Source organism: Rhizobium sp. BK650, from assembly GCF_014195325.1.
Taxonomy (GTDB): Bacteria; Pseudomonadota; Alphaproteobacteria; order Rhizobiales; family Rhizobiaceae; genus Rhizobium.
This window is the reverse complement of record NZ_JACIBK010000008.1, coordinates 198,401-216,323: the sequence shown is the minus strand read 5'-3', so window position 1 is coordinate 216,323 and position 17,923 is coordinate 198,401. Positions and strand designations below refer to the sequence as shown.

Annotated in this window: 10 protein-coding genes; 6 read left to right on the top strand and 4 right to left on the bottom strand. The window is 59.3% G+C overall.

Annotation, left to right across the window (positions count from 1 at the left end):
- Window positions 1-170 precede the first annotated feature (170 nt).
- A complete protein-coding gene (locus FHX15_RS20265; RefSeq protein WP_184400149.1) occupies window positions 171-2,096 on the top strand; it encodes an autotransporter assembly complex protein TamA in 1,926 nt (641 codons plus the stop codon).
- Between the two features lie 72 nt (window positions 2,097-2,168).
- Window positions 2,169-8,279, top strand: a complete 6,111-nt coding sequence (locus tag FHX15_RS20260; RefSeq protein ID WP_184400148.1) for a translocation/assembly module TamB domain-containing protein — start codon at window positions 2,169-2,171, stop codon at window positions 8,277-8,279.
- Window positions 8,280-8,300: 21 nt separating this feature from the next.
- Here the strand turns inward: FHX15_RS20260 and FHX15_RS20255 are convergent, their stop codons facing one another.
- A complete protein-coding gene (locus FHX15_RS20255) occupies window positions 8,301-8,729 on the bottom strand; it encodes an Lrp/AsnC family transcriptional regulator (protein ID WP_184400147.1) in 429 nt (142 codons plus the stop codon).
- 131 nt (window positions 8,730-8,860) lie between these two features.
- Here FHX15_RS20255 and rocF point away from each other — a divergent pair, with 131 nt between their 5' ends.
- The 4 genes from rocF to FHX15_RS20235 all read left to right on the top strand — a co-directional run bounded on the left by rocF (window position 8,861) and on the right by FHX15_RS20235 (window position 13,848).
- Window positions 8,861-9,796: an arginase gene (gene rocF, locus FHX15_RS20250; RefSeq protein WP_184400146.1), complete on the top strand. Its 936-nt coding sequence runs from the start codon at window positions 8,861-8,863 to the stop codon at window positions 9,794-9,796.
- A gap of 13 nt (window positions 9,797-9,809) precedes the next feature.
- Complete coding sequence (gene rocD, locus FHX15_RS20245; protein WP_184400145.1) at window positions 9,810-11,009, top strand: ornithine--oxo-acid transaminase; 1,200 nt, start codon at window positions 9,810-9,812, stop codon at window positions 11,007-11,009.
- Window positions 11,010-11,318: 309 nt separating this feature from the next.
- A complete protein-coding gene (locus FHX15_RS20240) occupies window positions 11,319-11,795 on the top strand; it encodes a chemotaxis protein CheW (protein WP_184400144.1) in 477 nt (158 codons plus the stop codon).
- Window positions 11,796-12,096: 301 nt separating this feature from the next.
- Window positions 12,097-13,848, top strand: a complete 1,752-nt coding sequence (locus FHX15_RS20235; RefSeq protein WP_184400143.1) for a PAS domain-containing methyl-accepting chemotaxis protein — start codon at window positions 12,097-12,099, stop codon at window positions 13,846-13,848.
- A 130-nt stretch (window positions 13,849-13,978) separates the two neighbouring features.
- Here the strand turns inward: FHX15_RS20235 and FHX15_RS20230 are convergent, their stop codons facing one another.
- The 3 genes from FHX15_RS20230 to fdhF are packed head-to-tail and all read right to left on the bottom strand — an operon-like array spanning window position 13,979 to window position 17,920.
- Window positions 13,979-14,224 carry a formate dehydrogenase subunit delta gene (locus FHX15_RS20230; RefSeq protein ID WP_184400142.1) on the bottom strand — a complete coding sequence of 82 codons (246 nt, stop codon included), beginning with the start codon at window positions 14,222-14,224 and terminating at the stop codon, window positions 13,979-13,981.
- On the bottom strand, window positions 14,214-14,984 hold the full coding sequence (fdhD, locus tag FHX15_RS20225) for a formate dehydrogenase accessory sulfurtransferase FdhD (protein WP_409527023.1): 771 nt from the start codon (window positions 14,982-14,984) through the stop codon (window positions 14,214-14,216). Before fdhD ends, FHX15_RS20230 begins: the two co-directional genes overlap by 11 nt.
- A 56-nt stretch (window positions 14,985-15,040) precedes the next feature.
- Window positions 15,041-17,920 carry a formate dehydrogenase subunit alpha gene (gene fdhF, locus FHX15_RS20220; RefSeq protein WP_184400140.1) on the bottom strand — a complete coding sequence of 960 codons (2,880 nt, stop codon included), beginning with the start codon at window positions 17,918-17,920 and terminating at the stop codon, window positions 15,041-15,043.
- Window positions 17,921-17,923 lie beyond the last annotated feature (3 nt).

Genomic DNA, 17,923 nt, shown 5'->3' with positions numbered 1-17,923 from the left:
CTGCGATCAGCTAGGGAAAAATGGAAATCCCGGATCCCTCGTCCGGGATTTTTTGTACTAAATTAGTGCGCCGTCAATTTAAATTGGTACACGTGGCGCGATTTTGTCGCTAAGCTTCCAGTTGGCTGGGGAACGCAGAGCTTCATATTAATGTAACCAAAAAGCGGCGGATGCGGATTAGAGGGACGGGCCCGAGAACTGGTATCGCGTATCGAGCAGGCGCCATGGTGGTGGTCGCAGCGGCGACGGCATTTTCACCAGTCCTCGTGGCGAACGCTTACGCATTCAAACTTTTCGGCATTACCATATTCGGCAAGGACGAGGACGAGAACCTGCAGGTGCCCGACCCGGTGCACTATGACGTCGACCTCAAGGTCGAAACAGCCGACAGCGACCTCAAGAAGGCGCTGGAGAACAGCTCTCGCCTCGTAGGCGACAAGGGTCGCCCAGTTTCAGGCGATCTGGGTGTCGTCGTCAAAGCCCGCGACGACCGCGACAGGCTGATTGCGACGCTCTACGAAAAGGCCCGCTATGGCGGCGTGGTAACCGTCATCATCGACGGTCGCAACATCAACGACCTGCCGCCAAATCCAACCTTCGATCGCTCCAGGCCGATCCCGGTCAAGGTGGACATCGCGCCCGGCCCGGTCTTCACCGTCAATGAGGTTCAGTTCGGCGGCGATGCCGCTCACCGCAATCCGGCCGACTACGATCTCGCCCCAGGAGAACAGGCAGGTTCGCTCGCCATCATTAAGGCAGGCGATAAGATCGTCGACCAGTTGAAGAGCGAGGGCAGGCCTTTTGCCAAGCTGACCGAGCGCCGCGTGGTGGCCGACCACCGTAGGAATACCGTCGATATCGTTCTCGCTGCAGAAGGCGGACCGGTTGCTCCGATCGGCGACGTCGGCGTCACTGGCGAGGAAAGAGTCAAGCCGACATTCATCCAGCGCTATTCGCGCCTCCAGAAGGGCCAAGCCTATTCGCCCGAAGCCCTGAGGAAAGCAGGCGAGCGCCTGCGTGCGCTTGGAGTCTTCTCAAGTGTGACGATCCACGAGGGCGACGCACTCGCCGCCGACGGCACCTTGCCCATGACCATCGAGGTTTCCGAAGGCAAGCGGCGCTATCTCGGCATCGGCGCGCAATATTCAACGATCGACGGCTTCGGCATCAACGGCTACTGGGGCCATCGCAACCTGTTTGGCGAGGCCGAATCGCTGCGCATCGAAGGCGCCGTCTCGCGCCTCGGCGAAGCATCCGATCTCGGTAATCTCGATTACTCCGCCGGCATCCTCTTTACGAAACCGGGCTTCATCCATCCATCCGCCACTCTGAAGGCCGGCATCGTTGCCAAGACGGAAAATCCCGATGCCTACAACGCTAAGCTCGTGACCGCCTCGCTCGGCCTCTCCTACGAACTGACGGATCGGGACACGATCTCTGCAGCCGGCGAGCTAAGCTTCGAGAATGACGACGACGCCTTCGGCAACAACAACTATCTGACTTTTAGGTTGCCGATCACGTACGATCGCGACGCCCGCGACGATAAATTCAATCCAACCAGCGGCTACCGTGCCACGCTTTCAGCAAAGCCGGGCTACGAATTCTTCAACGGCACGATCTATTCCGCTTTCGAGGGGTCGATATCAGGCTATCTCGGCCTCGGCGCCGAGGACGGTGTCGTCTTGGCCGGAAAGCTTGCAGCCGGCACGCTGATCGGTGGCGGCGGTATCGAAGATATTCCGGCCACCCAGCGTTTCTTTGCCGGCGGCGGCGGTTCGGTGCGCGGTTACGGCTATCAGGAAATCTCGCCTTATAATGAAGACGGTGACGCGACCGGCGGCCGCTCCTACGTGACCGGCTCTTTTGAAGCGCGCATCAAGATCACCGACACGATCGGCGTCGTACCCTTCATCGATGTGGGCACCGTCTCGGATAGCGTTGCGCCCGATTTTTCCGATATCAGGGCCGGCGCGGGCGCCGGTATCCGTTATGCAACGCCTTTCGGGCCCCTTCGGCTTGATTTTGCCGTACCGCTGAACAAGTACGATGGTGGGACGGATTATGGAATTTATGCCGGCATAGGCCAATCGTTCTAGTGGTTTGCAAATGCCGGTTTCACAGTGTTTCTGAGCTGTGAGCTGTCATGAAAACGGGATAGTGTCCGCTCTATGCAAATGTTGGCGAAAATCGTGAACTGGATGGTACGGCTCATCGCCTACGGCCTTGGCGCAGTGATCATTCTTGCCGTTATTGCACTCGCTATCTTCGGCTTCACCTCCTTCGGGGCTCGCATCGTCACCGAAAACGTCGCTTCCGCTCTTTCCAACCGCGATATGACAATATCGGTCCGCGAACCCAAGGGCCTGTTGACCGGCGGGCTGCGCGCAGCCGAAATCACGCTATCAGACACGCGCGGCACATTTGCGGAAATCCGTGGCATTGCCATCGACTGGAATCCCCTGGCGCTACTGACCGGCACCTTTCACGCCAATCAAGTCTCAGTCGCCTCCATCGATGTGCGCCGCAGACCGGTGCGAACCCTGCCTTCCAGGCCGGCAACGCCGGAGGCCGCCAGCACTGGCGGGTTCCGCCTGCCGTTGAAGATCGATGTCGAACATATCGCTTTGCCTGATATTTCTCTCCAGGCACCGCTGACGGGCCGCGCCTTCTCGCTTGCAGCGACAGGCAGGCTCAAGGCCGATGGCGATGGCGGCGAAGCCCTTGTTAACGTCAATCGTCATCAGGTTCCCGATGCAAAACTCTCCGCTGATGTTGCTTTTGTTCCCGCAAACGGTCATTTGCGGCTGAATGCCCAGCTTGCCGAACCGCAGGGCGGCCTGCTCGCAGGCTTTCTCGGCCTGCCTGGCAGCCCAGCGGTCAACATCGCGCTAAGCGGCGAAGGTCCGATTTCGGACTGGAACGGCAAGCTGCAGGCTGCGCTCGACGGCCAACAAAGGGCCTCGCTGGAAGGCAAACACGCGATCACGCCGGACGGGCTGCATCATCTCGATCTCAAGGGCGGCGGCGATGTCAGTTCTCTGCTTCCTATGGCGTTCCGGCCGCTCTTTGCGGGCCAGACGAATATCGATGTATCCGCGACCTTTAATGATCGCGGCAAGATCGATATTCAGACGGGCAATCTCGCAACCGGCAGCGTCGTCATCGCCGCATCCGGTACGCTCGATCCTGCCGGCAACAACAGCCTCAATGCCAATGTGCTCGGCACCTCGGGTCCGGTCGATTTCCGATGGCCGCTAGCGGACGGCGAAGCGCGCTTCATGATTTCGGGCCTCAATCTGGCGATGACCGGGCAGGCGCAAGCCGTGCGCATCAATGCCAGCGGATCGCTGGATTCCGCCACGATGCCGCAAGCCGATGTCGCCAACATCAAGCTGACAGCCAAGAGCGACAATTTCAACCTTGCCAACGGCGCCGGCGATATCCAGTTGCGCGTCGTCGCGGGAGACGCGACATTCACCGAGCCCAACCTCAACCGCGCCGTTCGAGGACCGATTACGCTCGTCGCTCCCCTTCAGATTTCGCGAAACGGCATCGGCTTTAATGGCACGACGATCGAAAGCGCCAATATCGGCGCCGATCTCAATGGCTCTTATGGGTTGGCTGACAATACGCTGACCGGCAATGCGAAATTTACCGCCCAGCCCGCTGCTCTGCCGCCGGCCATCGCTGGAAGATTCGATGCACCGCTCGATCTGGAAACCCAGGTTGCCGGAACAATTCCTTCAAAGGTGACGCTTTCGAATATTACACTCAAATCCCCGGCCATCGAGGCAGCCGGCAATATTGCTCTTAACGAAGGCGTGCTGACGGCCGATCTCGCCGGCAAGCTTCCCGATATCGGCAGATTGCTGACAGGCACCAGCGGCGTAGCCGATTATACCATCAAGGCGAGCGGCACTCTGCCGGCCCTTGCTCTGACCGCAAACGTGAAAGCCGCCAGCCTGCAGATGGCCGATCGCAGGCTTGGCGATCTCAATATCGATCTGACCGGCACCACCGATCCTGCCGCGCCGCAGGGCAAAATTGCCGCGACAGGCACGATCGACGGCCAGCCAGTCGCCGTTAACGGCGACGTGAAGTCTGAAAACGGAACGATTTCGGTCCCGGCACTGACGGCCGATGTCGGCGGCAATCGCCTGCAAGGCAACCTCAAGCTTTCGTCCGGCATGACACCGGCGGGCACACTGACTTTCGACTTCCCGGATATCAGCCCGCTTGCAGCTCTCGGCGGGCAGAAGGCGGAAGGCGACCTCAAGGGTTCCATCGACATTACCGGCAATGACGGCAAGATCGCACTCAAGGTCGTTGCCAATGGCAGCGGTATCCGCAGGGATAGCCTTGATATCGTCAACCCGACCGTGGATCTGACCGTCGGCGACCTGATGGCCTTTGCAGCTAATGGCACCGTCCGTGCCGAAGAGATTAGTGTCGGGACTAACAAGCTCACCGGCATCGGCGTCGATTTCGTACAGGCGCAGACCCGCACAGATTTCAAGCTGGATGCCGGATACGATGGCAACCCTTTGCAGGCCGCCGGCAACGTGCAAACGGCAGGCGGCGTGATCGATCTCAGCCTCGATCACTTCACCGCAAAGCCACGCAACGTCCCGGTCGAACTGGCTTCACCCGCCCAGGTCAATGTTACCAACGGTGTTGCCACTCTGAGCGGACTGACATTAAGGACCGGCGGTGGCTCGGTATCGGTCACAGGTTCGGCTGGTCAAACACTCAAGCTTGATGCCGTCATTACCGATCTCCCGGCAAGTCTTGCTAATAGCTTCGTGCCCAACCTCGCCGCTGACGGCAGGATTTCCGGGACGGTCAATGTCATAGGGACGCCAGCCGCCCCCATCGTCAATTTCAAGCTCGACTGGAAGGATGCGGCCACCAGCCATACAAAAGGCGCCGGCATCGCGCCTCTTGGCATTACGACCACGGGCAGCTTTGCCGACAGCAAGTTAAACTTCGATGGCGGCATTAGCGGCGCTGATGGCCTTTCTCTAAAGGCTGCGGGTGACGTCGGCCTTGCGGATCCGAACGGCCCGACTCTCAATGTTAACGCCGATATCGTCAGTCTGCCGGCAAAGATCGCCAATGGACTTGTCCCGAATCTTGCCGCCGAAGGCGCGGTATCGGGGACAATCAAGGCGACGGGCACGCCCGCTGCCCCTGTGGCTGATTTCAAGCTGAACTGGAAAAATGCTGCAACAAGCCAGACAAGGAGCGCTGGATTAACCGGTCTTTCGCTCAACGCATCCGGGAGGTTTGCGGACAACAAGCTCGATTTCGATACGGCACTCGTCGGCAAGGGCGGAGTATCGCTGAAGGCACTCGGTAGTGTCGCGATCGCCGGAACCACAATCGGCGACATCAAGGTCGATGCCGAACTTGCGAATGTGCCCGCCACTATCGCCAATGGTTTTGTGAAAGATTTCGACGCTGGCGGCACAATTTCTGGCACGGCCTCGGCCTCCGGGACGCCGGCGGCACCGGCCGCGGACTTCAAGCTCATCTGGCAGGATGCCATAACGCGGCATGTCAAAACGGCCGGTCTGATTGGGCTGAATCTCGTGGCAACCGGCCGCTTTGCTGATCAGAAACTCGATTTCAATGCTGACCTCACCGGGCCGAAGGCTTTGTCGCTGAGGGCAACGGGCAATGTCGAACTTGCAGGAACGACGGTTCGCAATCTCAAAGTCGATGCCGATCTTGCCAATCTTCCTGCCGGCCTTGCCAATGGCTTCGTCCCCGATCTCGGCGCCGAGGGCACTATTTCCGGCAAGGCGTCGGCCTCCGGCTCGCTGCCGACGCCGGCAGTCACCTTCGATCTTGCCTGGGCAAATGCGGCAACGCGCCAGACCAAAAGCAACGGCCTCACCGATCTCTCCGCCAAGGCCACGGGTAAATATGAAAACAACCGAGTCGATTTCGACGCCAATCTTGGCAGTGGCAATGGCGCATTGCTGAAGGCAAATGGCGGTGTGACGATCGATGGCACGGCCATTCGGGATCTCGCTGTTAACGCTGATATCGCAGACCTGCCCGCAAACCTCGCCAACGGTTTCGTACCCGACCTCGGCGCTGAAGGCACGATCTCCGGCACCGCCGTCACCTCCGGCACTCCGACGGATCCGGTGATCGATTTCAAGCTCGACTGGACGAAGGCAGCAACACGCCAGACCAAGACCGCCGGCCTTTCCGGCCTGGCACTTGCCGCGTCGGGCAAATATGTCAGCAATCGCCTGGATTTCGATGCCAGTCTCAATGGCAATGGCGGCGTTTCGCTGAAAGCCGCCGGCAATCTCGGGCTGGCCGGCACCACCATCCAGAGCGTTGATGCGAAGGCCGATATCATCAACCTGCCGGCTGCCGTCACCAATGGTTTTGTCCCGGATATCGAAGCCGGAGGCGTCATCACCGCGACCGCAACGGCCTCAGGTTCACTCGCTGCTCCATCAGCCGATTTCAAGATCGACTGGAAAAACGCCGAAACCAAACAAACCAGAATTGCCGGTCTCTCCGGCCTGACGCTTGTCGCCTCCGGCAAGCTCAGCAAAGACCGGCTGGATTTCGATGCCAATCTCAGTGGCAACGGCGGCGTTTCGTTGAAGGCTGCGGGCAATCTCGCAATAGAGGGCACCGCCATCAAGGGCATCAATGCCAAGGCCGACGTCAGCAATCTGCCGGCGGCCGTTGCTAATGGTTTCGTTCCGAACCTTGGTGCCGAAGGCGCCGTTACGGCGACGGCCACTGCCTCGGGATCGCTTCCCCTTCCCTCGGTCGATTTCAAGGTCGACTGGAAGAATGCCGAAACGAGCCACACGAAAAGTGCCGGTCTTGCTCCGCTCACCATCGGGGCGAGCGGAAAACTGGAAGATGACCGGTTGACGGTCGACACTGCCCTTACCGGCGACGGCGGATTGTCGCTGAAGGGTGGAGGCAATCTCGCCATGACGGGAAGCCGCGCCATGTCGATGCGCTTCAACGGCAGCCTTCCCTTCGCCGTTCTCGGCGCGCAGCTCGCCCAGCAGGGTCTCGTCGCCGAAGGTGTCGCCAATGTGAACCTTGAGGTCAGCGGCACCACGGCGGCCCCCGTCATCAACGGCACGGTCACCACGGATGGCGCAAAACTGATCGACGTCCGTCGCAACCTTGCCATCGAGGGTCTCGGCGCGACCATTACCTTCAATGGTCAGCAGGCGGTCATTTCCCGGCTGAACGGTCGGCTGGCAAGCGGCGGCTCCATTTCGGCCAGCGGCTCGGTGGGCATTACCGGCACCTTCCCCGCTGATCTTTCCATCCGTCTCGACCATGCGGTCTACGTCGATGGCACGCTGGTTGTCGCAACGGTTGATGGCACCCTCGGCTTGAGAGGGCCGCTGCTCTCCAATCCTACGCTTGACGGCAGGCTTCATGTCGACAAGGCCTCGATCACCGTGCCGGAAAGGCTGCCGACATCACTTCGTGAAATCGATATTCGCCATATCAACGCGCCGCCTGCCGTGCTCGCACAACTCAAGAACAAAGGGAGACAGGAGCCGCCGCGCGAAAAATCGTCGACCATCATGTTGAATATCCAGCTCGATGCACCCTCGCAGATCTTTGTGCGCGGCCGCGGCATCGATGCGGAGGTCGGCGGTAACATCACGATTCACGGCTCGGCTTCCATGCCCGAAGTTGTCGGCGCGTTCACCATGCGCCGCGGCCGTTTGACGATCCTCAATCGTCGTCTCGATTTCTCCGACCGCAGCCGTATCACCTTTGCCGGTGACCTGACGCCAGCGCTCGACATGGAGGCGACCTCGACCTCGGGCAGCACGACGCTCACGGTAAATGTCGCGGGCCTCGCGACCGATCCTGCCATTACGTTCTCCTCCTCGCCTGCCTTGCCGCAGGACGAGGTGCTGGCGCAGCTCATCTTCGGCCAGTCCATGTCCCGCCTGTCACCGGTGCAGATCGCCCAGCTTGCCGATGCGGTCAGCCAGCTCGCCGGCAATCGTTCCACCTCGCTCTTCGAAGGACTGCGCAACCAGCTCGGTGTTGACGACCTCGACATCAGCACCGACGCGAAGGGCCGGACCAGCGTCAGTGTCGGCCGCTATCTCAACGAACGAACCTATTTTGAGCTGCAGCAGGGTGAAGCATCCGGCGCCAAGGCCATCATCAATCTCGATGTCGGCCGTGGCGTGAAGCTGCGGGGGGCAGCCGGCGCCAATGGCGCAGGCGAAGCCGGCATCGTCTACGAGCATGAATATTGAAACCAACCTGGAAGATTGAGCCTAGAAGCTTGCCTTGCTAGTCTTCAACAGAATGTTGGTCTCGGTCGTGTTGATGCCGTCGATGAGACGTATCCGCCGCAGCGTTTCGTCGAAGGATGCGAGGTCGCGATCTTCGAGTTCGGCAATGAAATCCCATTTGCCGTTGGTGCTGTGCAGCGCGCGCACCTGCGGCAGACCACGAAGCTGGGCGGCAACTTTATCGGCAAGCTTGCCATGTACTTCGATCATGACGATTGCTCGAACGCCGGCCGAACGCGTCTCGTGACCGGTGCGGATGGTGAAGCCGGCGATGGTACCGTTTTCGACCAACCGGTCGATGCGCACGGCAACCGTTGCCCGTGAAGCGCCAGTCATCGCCGCAAGTGAGGAGACGGAGATTCGTGCATTGTGCCGAAGTGCACTCAGAAGCTCATTGTCGAGATCGTCCACAGTTTCACTTTGTCAAATTAGCTTTGTCAATTTGTGCGATCATAATCCATTTCTGACACTTTTCCATCTATTTGCCGCCGCCACTTTATTCCACTATCGGCCCAAACAGGCCTCACAACGGAGCCCTCGGAATGGAAGCACAATCTCAATCTGTCACCCTCATTGGCGTCCCCATTGAGGAAGGTTCAGGCCGTAGAGGCGCAGGCATGGGACCGACAGCATTGCGCATTGCAGGCGTCGACAAGGCGCTGATCGATCTCGGACATGACGTTATTGATGCAGGAGACATCAATGTCGTGCCGGCAAGGGATCTGCCCAACCATTCCAGGGCGCACAATCTTCGCACCGTCGGCGCCTATACCCGCGCGCTCGAAGCAGCCACCTACGATGCTGCGAAATCCGGCCGTTTCCCGCTGATCCTTGGCGGCGACCACAGTCTCTCCATGGGTAGTGTCTCCGGCATGGCGCGTTATGCAGCCGAAGAAGGCCGGCCGCTTTTCGTTCTTTGGCTCGACGCCCACTCGGACTTCAATTCGCCCGAGACCTCGCCGTCGGGCAATATCCACGGCATGCCGGTCGCCTTCTTCTGCGGTCTGGCGGAGCTTGCGGAAATTCTGCCAAAGGACCGGCCGCTGGTCGATCCGAAGAAAGTCTTTCAGCTTGGAATCCGCTCGGTCGATGCTTCGGAGCGGCAGGAAATCCGCAAGCATGGCGTCAACGTCTTCGACATGCGTTGGATCGATGAACAGGGGGTTGCAGGAATCATGCGGCAGATCCTGGAAACGGTCGAGAAGGCCAACGGCCTGCTGCATGTCAGCTTCGATGTCGATTTCCTCGATCCCGATTTTGCGCCCGGCGTCGGCACTACCGTCCCCGGCGGCGCCACCTTCCGCGAAGCACATTTGATCATGGAGATGCTGTCCGACAGCGGCCTCGTCTCCTCGCTCGATCTCGTTGAACTCAATCCTTTCCTTGATGACCGCGGCAAGAGCGCCCGCATCATGGTGGAGATGACGGCAAGCCTCTTCGGCCGCCGCATCTTCGATCGTCCTACACGTGCGGCATAAGGGAGCACCGGCCATGAACACCTCGTCAAACCTCATCGCCACCGAACAGCGTCTTGGAGCCAATAATTACAAGCCGCTTGATGTGGTGCTGACGCGAGGGGAAGGTGTTCATGTCTGGGATACGGACGGCATGCGTTACCTCGATTGCCTCTCGGCCTATTCCGCCGTCAATCAGGGCCACTGCCATCCGAGGATCCTCGCCGCGATGGTAGAACAAGCCGGCCGCCTGACGCTCACCTCCCGTGCCTTCCGCAACGACCAGCTCGCCTACCTTTATGAGGAGCTCGCGGCATTGACCGGCTCCCACAAGATTTTGCCGATGAATTCAGGCGCGGAAGCTGTCGAAACCGCCATCAAGGCAGTTCGCAAATGGGGCTACGAGGTAAAGGGCGTGCCGGAAGGCCAGGCGGAAATCATTGTCTGCGCCAACAATTTCCACGGCCGCACGCTGAGTATCATCAGCTTCTCGACCGACCCCGATGCTCGGGCGGGCTTCGGTCCTTATACACCGGGTTTCCGTACCGTTCCCTTCGGTGATGCCGAAGCCCTCGCAGCAGCCATCAACGCCAATACAGTCGCGGTTTTGATCGAGCCGATCCAGGGTGAAGCCGGCGTCATCATCCCGCCGGCCGGCTACTTCACCCGCGTGCGCGAACTCTGCACCGCAAACAATGTCACGCTTATCCTCGATGAGATCCAGACGGGCCTTGGCCGCACCGGCAGATTGCTTGCCGAGGAGCACGAGGGTATCGAAGCCGACGTTACGCTCATCGGCAAGGCGCTTTCCGGCGGCTTCTATCCGGTCTCCGCAGTGCTTTCGAATTCGGAAGTGCTCGGTGTGCTGAAGCCCGGCCAACACGGCTCGACCTTCGGCGGCAATCCGCTTGCATGTGCGGTCGCCCGCGCGGCGCTGAAAGTACTGGTCGAGGAAGGGATGATCGAGAACGCCGAAAAGATGGGCGACTATTTCCTTGAAGGCCTAAGCTCTATCCGCTCCAACATCGTCAAGGATGTGCGCGGTCGCGGCCTGATGCTGGCCGTCGAACTGGAGCCGGAAGCTGGCGGCGCGCGGCAATATTGCTACGCGCTGAAAGACCTGGGGCTTCTCGCCAAGGACACGCACGACCACACGATTCGCTTCGCGCCGCCGCTCGTCATCACCCGCGACCAGGTGGATTGGGCCGTAGAGCAGATCGAAAAAGCTCTCACTTAAGAATTCTTGGCGCATCAGGAGCGGCGTCCGGCTGCCCCCGGGCACGCCGAGAAGTGGTGAGCCTACACAGCAGTTGGTCGAAGATGCAGAGAGGTACGGCAAACACGGGGTTTTCGCCATAGGCCGAAACCTTTGCAATCTCGTCTCCCAATTTAGATTTGGGCAACACTCTTTCGCTAAGCTCACGAACAACCGTCATAATGCTTTGCTGTATGCGAAACTTACATGACGGCGGGAAGGCAAAGCTCGTCAGCGCCAATGGTGGCGCATCCGCTTCTGCCCTGGCTTACGACAGTTGGGAAGAATTTAATGGCCACGATCAACTCTACTAGCTTCAGCGGCGACACGCTCGAAATCATTGCCTTCCGCCTGCACGATCAGGAATTCTGCGTGAAGACCACGACCATCCGCGAAATCCGCGGCTGGGCGCCGTCGACACCGATCCCGCATTCTCCGGCAGACGTCATCGGTGTCATGAACCTGCGTGGCTCCGTCATTCCGATCATCGACCTCGCCTATAAGCTAGGCATGAAGAGCACTGTCGCCAATGAGCGCAGCGCCATCGTCGTCGCCGAAGTGCACAACATGGTCATCGGCATGCTGGTCGACCGCGTTTCCGACATCCTGACGATCCCTTCCAGCCAGGTGCAGCCGGTTCCCGAAGTGACAGCTTCCTTCGACCGTACCTTCTGCGAAGGCATCATCGCTTCCGAAAACGGCATGATCTGCTTCCTGAACCTCGCAAAAATGTTCAAGGAGAACGAGACGGACGAGTTGGCTGCCTGACGCCCAATAGAGTACATGGATAAAAAGCCGCCCCCCAAGGGCGGCTTTTATTATTCGGCCCACCCAAGGTATGATTTTTCTACCTCGAATTTTTATTTATTAGCATAAGCTTTTATACAAAATATTTACCGTCCCGCACTCATTATCGGTTGCGAAGCATCAGCCGCACACGATTTTTGATATGCGAGAAATTGCAGCCATTGCCCGGCTGGCTTTTTCCGCGCTGCCAGCGCGTGCCCGCTTGATCTTCGGTTTCAAGGGCTGGGCGCATCCATGCGCTCCCCAATCAGAGGGGACGGAAATGTTGGGTCTATCATCCGATTCGAAATACATTCTTGATGCCATTTCCAAATCGCAGGCAATCATCGAGTTCGACCTGACCGGAAATGTGCTGACCGCGAATGAGAATTTCTGCAAAGCGCTTGGTTACAGTCAGAACGAAATTGCCGGCAAGCACCACAGCATGTTCTGCGAACCCGCCTATACATCGACTACAGCCTATCGGGATTTCTGGGCGCGTCTTGGCCGCGGCGAACATGATGCCGGTACTTATAAACGCTTTGCGAAGGGCGGCCACGAAATCTGGATCCAGGCCTCTTACAATCCCGTCTTCAAGCATGGCAAACCTTTCAAGGTGGTGAAATTTGCCTCCGACATTACCGCGGCCAAAAAACGTGCCGTCGAAGATGCCGGCAAACTCGAAGCCATCTCGCGCTCGCAAGCGGTGATCGAGTTCACTCCCACAGGCGAGATCCTTACGGCCAACGAGAATTTCTGCAATGGTCTCGGCTATTCGCTGTCGGAAATCGTCGGCAAGCATCACAGCATGTTCTGCGACCCCGCTTATGCCCGCAGTGACGAATACAAGCAATTTTGGCCACGGTTGGCGAACGGAGAGTTCATCGCCAATGAATTCGTCCGCTACGGAAAAGGCGGCAAGGAAATCTGGATACAAGCCGCCTACAATCCGATTACCGACGCCGACGGCAGGATCTACAAGGTCGTCAAATTCGCCACCGACGTGACGCCGCGCATGAGCGCGATTGCCCTTCTTGGTGCCGCCCTGCGTCAACTTTCCGAAGGCGATCTGAGGCGGACACTCGATACGGGCTTCGTGCCATCGATGGAGCAATTGCGTCACGATTTCAACGCGACGGTCGAGAAGCTTTCCGAGACGCTGAAGACGATCGGCGAGAACGCCATTGCGATCGCCGACAACTCTCGCGAGATCGGCGCTTCGGCCGACTCCTTCTCTAAGCGCACAGAACAACAGGCTGCTTCGATCGAAGAAACCGCAGCAGCGCTCGAGGAGATCACGACCACAGTCAACGATTCCAGTCAGCGCGCAGATGAGGCCGGTCGCCTGGTCGCACAGACAAAGTACAACGCCGAACATTCCGGTACGGTCGTACGCAAGGCGGTTGCGGCGATGGACCAGATCGAGCAGTCCTCCCGCGAAATTACCAATATCATCGGAGTGATCGATGATATTGCCTTCCAGACTAACCTGCTTGCACTGAACGCAGGCGTCGAGGCTGCGCGTGCCGGTGAAGCCGGTAAGGGCTTTGCTGTCGTCGCTCAGGAGGTGCGTGAACTCGCGCAGCGATCGGCAAGCGCTGCGAAGGAGATCAAGGCACTGATCAACACATCGAGCGAACTCGTGAGAAATGGCGTCGAGTTGGTGGGCCAGACTGGTAAGGCGCTGGAAGAGATCGTTGTTCAAGTGGCCAACATCAATTCGAATGTCGCTGCGATCGTCGAAGGCTCGAAAGAACAGGCAACGGGCATCAATGAGATCAATCAGGCAGTCAACTCGATGGATCAGGCGACACAACAGAATGCCGCTATGGTAGAGGAAAGCACGGCAGCCAGTCATAATCTTGCGGCAGAAGCTGATGCGCTCCGGACACTGCTCACGCAATTTCAACTACCTGGTGGAAATGTCGGCGCAAGACGGCACGCAGCAAAATCCGCCGGTTCGCCGAATTTGCACCTCGTTGCTCGCGCCGCGAGGGCAAATGGCACGGCGGCTGAAAGCTGGGAAGAATTCTAAACAGGCCTTTCTAACCGCCCGCGCTTCCCGGAAAGCGTGCGCGGGCTGAACACGATCAAGGCCGCCTGTGGCGGCGGATCATCTCATCACTTGGATTGAGACCCTCTCCCTCTCTCGTGCACCATATTCGTTATCGAAGTGGCAGCTCTGCCGGCTCTGGTTTACGGATCAAGGGCGCGGCCTGCAGCACGAGTGCATCGAGGCCGCTATCTTCCTTGTCCAGAATTTCGAAGAGCTGCCGCCGCATACGCGGTTCCCAGAATTTGTTGATGTGTGTTGCTACTCCCTGTACCGCCTCATCGGCAGGTTGGGACTTGAAGAAGGTCGCAATCTGGTTTGCCATATAGACGAGTTTGGTCTTGGTATCATGCGACATCGGCAATGTTCCCGGGCGACAGACGATGCGGGTGGGTAAAAATCTCGAAATCTTCGTCACGCACGAGGGCAACCAGCGTCATGCCGGCCTCCTCGGCCGTGCGGATGGCGAGTGCCGTCGGCGCAGAAATGGCGATGAGTATCGGCGCGCCAAGGATCGCCGTTTTCTGGACCATTTCGACGGAGAGGCGACTGGTGACCGCCACAGCACCGGAAGCACCTGCCTCTCCCACCCTTATGACGGCACCGCAAAGCTTATCGAGTGCATTGTGCCGGCCGACATCCTCACGCACGGCGATCAATCCTTTGCCGGGAATGTAGAAGCCAGCGCCATGAACGGCCCGTGTCTCGCGATGCAGCGGCTGGGAATCATTCAGCAGCGCGATCGCCTTGATGATATCGACATGCGTCAGCGACAGCTCAATCCCAGAAACATCAGGCACCTTACGGATGGCCTGCTCGATGGACTCGATACCGCAAAGCCCGCAGCCGACAGGCCCCGCCATGCTGCGTCGTCGCGCCCTCAGCGCGTCCTCGACATCGCCGAGAAGCGTCACCTGGACATCGATACCTTTCTCATCCTCAACGATATCGATATTGGCGACTTCGCTGCGGTCGGTAATAATGCCTTCCGTCAAGCTGAAACCGACAGCGAAATCCTGAAGATCGGCTGGCGTGCCCATCATGACCGCATGTGAACTGCCGCCATAGGAGAAGGCGATCGGCACTTCCTCGGGCACGATACGTTCGCCCCGCGTCATGACGCCGCCTTTGCGGACAACCTCCTCCACGGCTGTGCGGCTCGGCCTCTGCGTCATTATTCGGCCGCCTCCATCTTGCCGGCGATGCGGCGGGACTGGCGAGCCTGCTCATCATACTCGATCTGCCAGTCCGAGGGACCGTTAGAAGGCGAGACCTGGACTGCCGTCACCTTGTATTCCGGGCAGTTCGTCGCCCAGTCCGAGAAGTCGGTGGTGATGACGTTTGCCTGCGTATCCGGATGATGGAAAGTCGTATAGACGACGCCGGGTGCCACGCGGTCGGTGATGAGCGCACGAAGCGTCGTATCGCCGGAGCGGCTGCCGAGCTTTACCCAGTCACCATCGCGAATACCGCGCTGCTCGGCATCATGCGGATGAATTTCCAATCTGTCTTCGGCATGCCAGACGACATTATCCGTGCGGCGCGTCTGTGCCCCGACATTGTATTGGCTGAGAATGCGGCCGGTGGTCAGAAGCAGCGGGAAGCGCGGACCTGTACGCTCATCGGTCGCCACATATTCCGTGCGGATGAATTTGCCCTTGCCGCGCACGAACCCATCCACATGCATGATCGGCGAGCCGAGCGGGTGCTGCTCATTGCAGGGCCACTGAACGGAGCCGATCCTTTCGAGATAGTCATAAGAGACCGAGGCGAAACTCGGTGTTGTCGCGGCAATCTCGTCCATGATCTCGGACGGATGCGTATAGTGCCAGTCGAGGCCCATGGCCTGAGCGACCTTCTGTGTCACTTCCCAGTCGGCATAACCGTTGCGCGGCGTCATCACCTTGCGCACGCGGTTGATACGGCGCTCGGCATTGGTGAACGTGCCATCCTTTTCCAGGAAGGTCGAGCCCGGCAGGAAGACATGCGCATAGTTCGCGGTTTCATTGAGGAAGAGATCCTGCACGACGACACATTCCATGGCGGCAAGGCCGGCGGCCACATGCTTAGTGTCCGGATCGGACTGCAGGATGTCTTCGCCCTGGATGTAGATGCCCTTGAACGAGCCGTCGACAGCAGCGTCAAGCATGTTTGGGATGCGCAAGCCCGGCTCGTTGTTGATCTTCACGCCCCAGAGCTTTTCAAAGATGTCGCGCGTCGCATCGTCGGAGATGTGACGATAGCCGGGAAGCTCGTGCGGGAAGGAGCCCATGTCGCAGGAGCCCTGCACGTTGTTCTGGCCACGCAGCGGGTTCACGCCGACCCCAGGACGGCCGATATTGCCGGTCGCCATGGCAAGGTTCGCGATCGCCATGACCGTGGTCGAACCCTGGCTGTGTTCCGTCACGCCGAGACCGTAATAGATGGCCCCGTTGCCGCCGGTCGCAAAGAGACGGGCAGCGCCGCGCACATCGTCCGGCTTGACGCCGGTGAATTTCTCGACGGCTTCCGGACTGTGCTGCGGTTCCGCGACGAAAGCTGCCCAGTCCTCGAATTCCGACCAGTCGCAGCGCTCACGGATGAACTTCTCGTCGAAGAGGCCTTCGGTCACAATCACATGCGCCAGCGCCGTCATAACAGCCACATTTGTTCCGGGCTTCAGCGGCAGATGGAAGGACGCCTCGACATGCGGCGAGCGGACGATATCCGTGCGGCGCGGATCGATGACGATGAGCTTGGCGCCCTGCCGCAGCCGCTTCTTGAGGCGCGAGGCGAAGACCGGGTGGCCATCTGTCGGGTTGGCGCCGATGATGATGACCACATCGGACTGCTCGACGCTGTCGAAATCCTGCGTGCCGGCCGAGGTACCGAAGGCTTGACCGAGACCATAACCGGTCGGTGAATGGCAGACACGGGCGCAGGTGTCGACATTGTTATTGCCGAAGCCGGCACGGACCAGCTTCTGGACAAGATAAGTCTCTTCATTGGTGCAGCGAGACGATGTGATACCGCCGATCGCCTCGCGGCCATACTGATACTGGATGCGGCGAAACTCGGAAGCGATATGCGCATAGGCCTCGTGCCACGTCACCTCACGCCAGGGATCCGTCACCTTCTCGCGGATCATCGGATTGAGGATGCGGTCCTTATGGGTCGAATAGCCATAGGCAAAGCGGCCCTTGACACAGGAATGGCCGCGATTGGCCTGACCGTCCTTCCACGGCACCATGCGCACCAGTTCCTCGCCACGCATTTCCGCCTTGAAGGAGCAGCCGACGCCGCAATAGGCGCAGGTCGTCACGGCCGAATGTTCCGGCTGACCGATGCGGATGACCGATTTCTCCGTCAGCGTCGCGGTCGGGCAGGCCTGCACGCAGGCGCCGCACGAGACGCATTCGGACTCAACGAAATGCTCGTGCATGCCGGGCGAAACGCACGATTCAAAACCGCGTCCTTCGATCGTCAGCGCGAAGGTGCCTTGCACTTCTTCGCAGGCGCGTACACAGCGGGAGCAGACGATGCACTTCGACGGATCGAAGGTGAAGTACGGGTTGGATTCGTCCTTCGGCATCCACTTCAGATTAATCTCGCCATTGTTGCGAGCCTTGACATGATTGTCGCCCTCATAGCCGTAACGCACGTCGCGCAGACCAACTGCGCCGGCCATATCCTGTAGCTCGCAATCGCCATTGGCAGCACAGGTCAGACAGTCGAGCGGATGGTCGGAGATGTAGAGTTCCATGACGCCGCGGCGGATATTCTTCAGGCGCTCAGTCTGCGTATGGACGACGATACCGGAGGCCACCGGCGTGGTGCAGGAGGCGGGCGTTCCGTTGCGGCCATCGATTTCGATGAGACAGAGGCGGCAGGAACCGAAGGCATCGATCATATCGGTCGCGCAGAGTTTCGGCACCTCGATGCCGGCCTCCATCGAGGCGCGCATGATCGAGGTTCCTTCGGGAACAGTCACCTGCCGGCCGTCGATGGTCAGCGTCACCATCGTTTCGGATATCGAGGCCGGTGTTCCATAGTCGATTTCGTGAATGAGAGACATGGT

Bases quoted from the DNA above. Each gene is read 5' to 3' on its own strand.
- FHX15_RS20235 (WP_184400143.1), top strand. From the start codon at position 12,097: ATGTTGGGTCTATCATCCGATTCGAAATACATTCTTGATGCCATTTCC.
- FHX15_RS20230 (WP_184400142.1), bottom strand. From the start codon at position 14,224: ATGTCGCATGATACCAAGACCAAACTCGTCTATATGGCAAACCAGATT.
- fdhD (WP_409527023.1), bottom strand. From the start codon at position 14,984: ATGACGCGGGGCGAACGTATCGTGCCCGAGGAAGTGCCGATCGCCTTC.
- FHX15_RS20240 (WP_184400144.1), top strand. From the start codon at position 11,319: ATGGCCACGATCAACTCTACTAGCTTCAGCGGCGACACGCTCGAAATC.
- rocD (WP_184400145.1), top strand. From the start codon at position 9,810: ATGAACACCTCGTCAAACCTCATCGCCACCGAACAGCGTCTTGGAGCC.
- FHX15_RS20265 (WP_184400149.1), top strand. From the start codon at position 171: ATGCGGATTAGAGGGACGGGCCCGAGAACTGGTATCGCGTATCGAGCA.
- FHX15_RS20260 (WP_184400148.1), top strand. From the start codon at position 2,169: ATGCAAATGTTGGCGAAAATCGTGAACTGGATGGTACGGCTCATCGCC.
- fdhF (WP_184400140.1), bottom strand. From the start codon at position 17,920: ATGTCTCTCATTCACGAAATCGACTATGGAACACCGGCCTCGATATCC.
- rocF (WP_184400146.1), top strand. From the start codon at position 8,861: ATGGAAGCACAATCTCAATCTGTCACCCTCATTGGCGTCCCCATTGAG.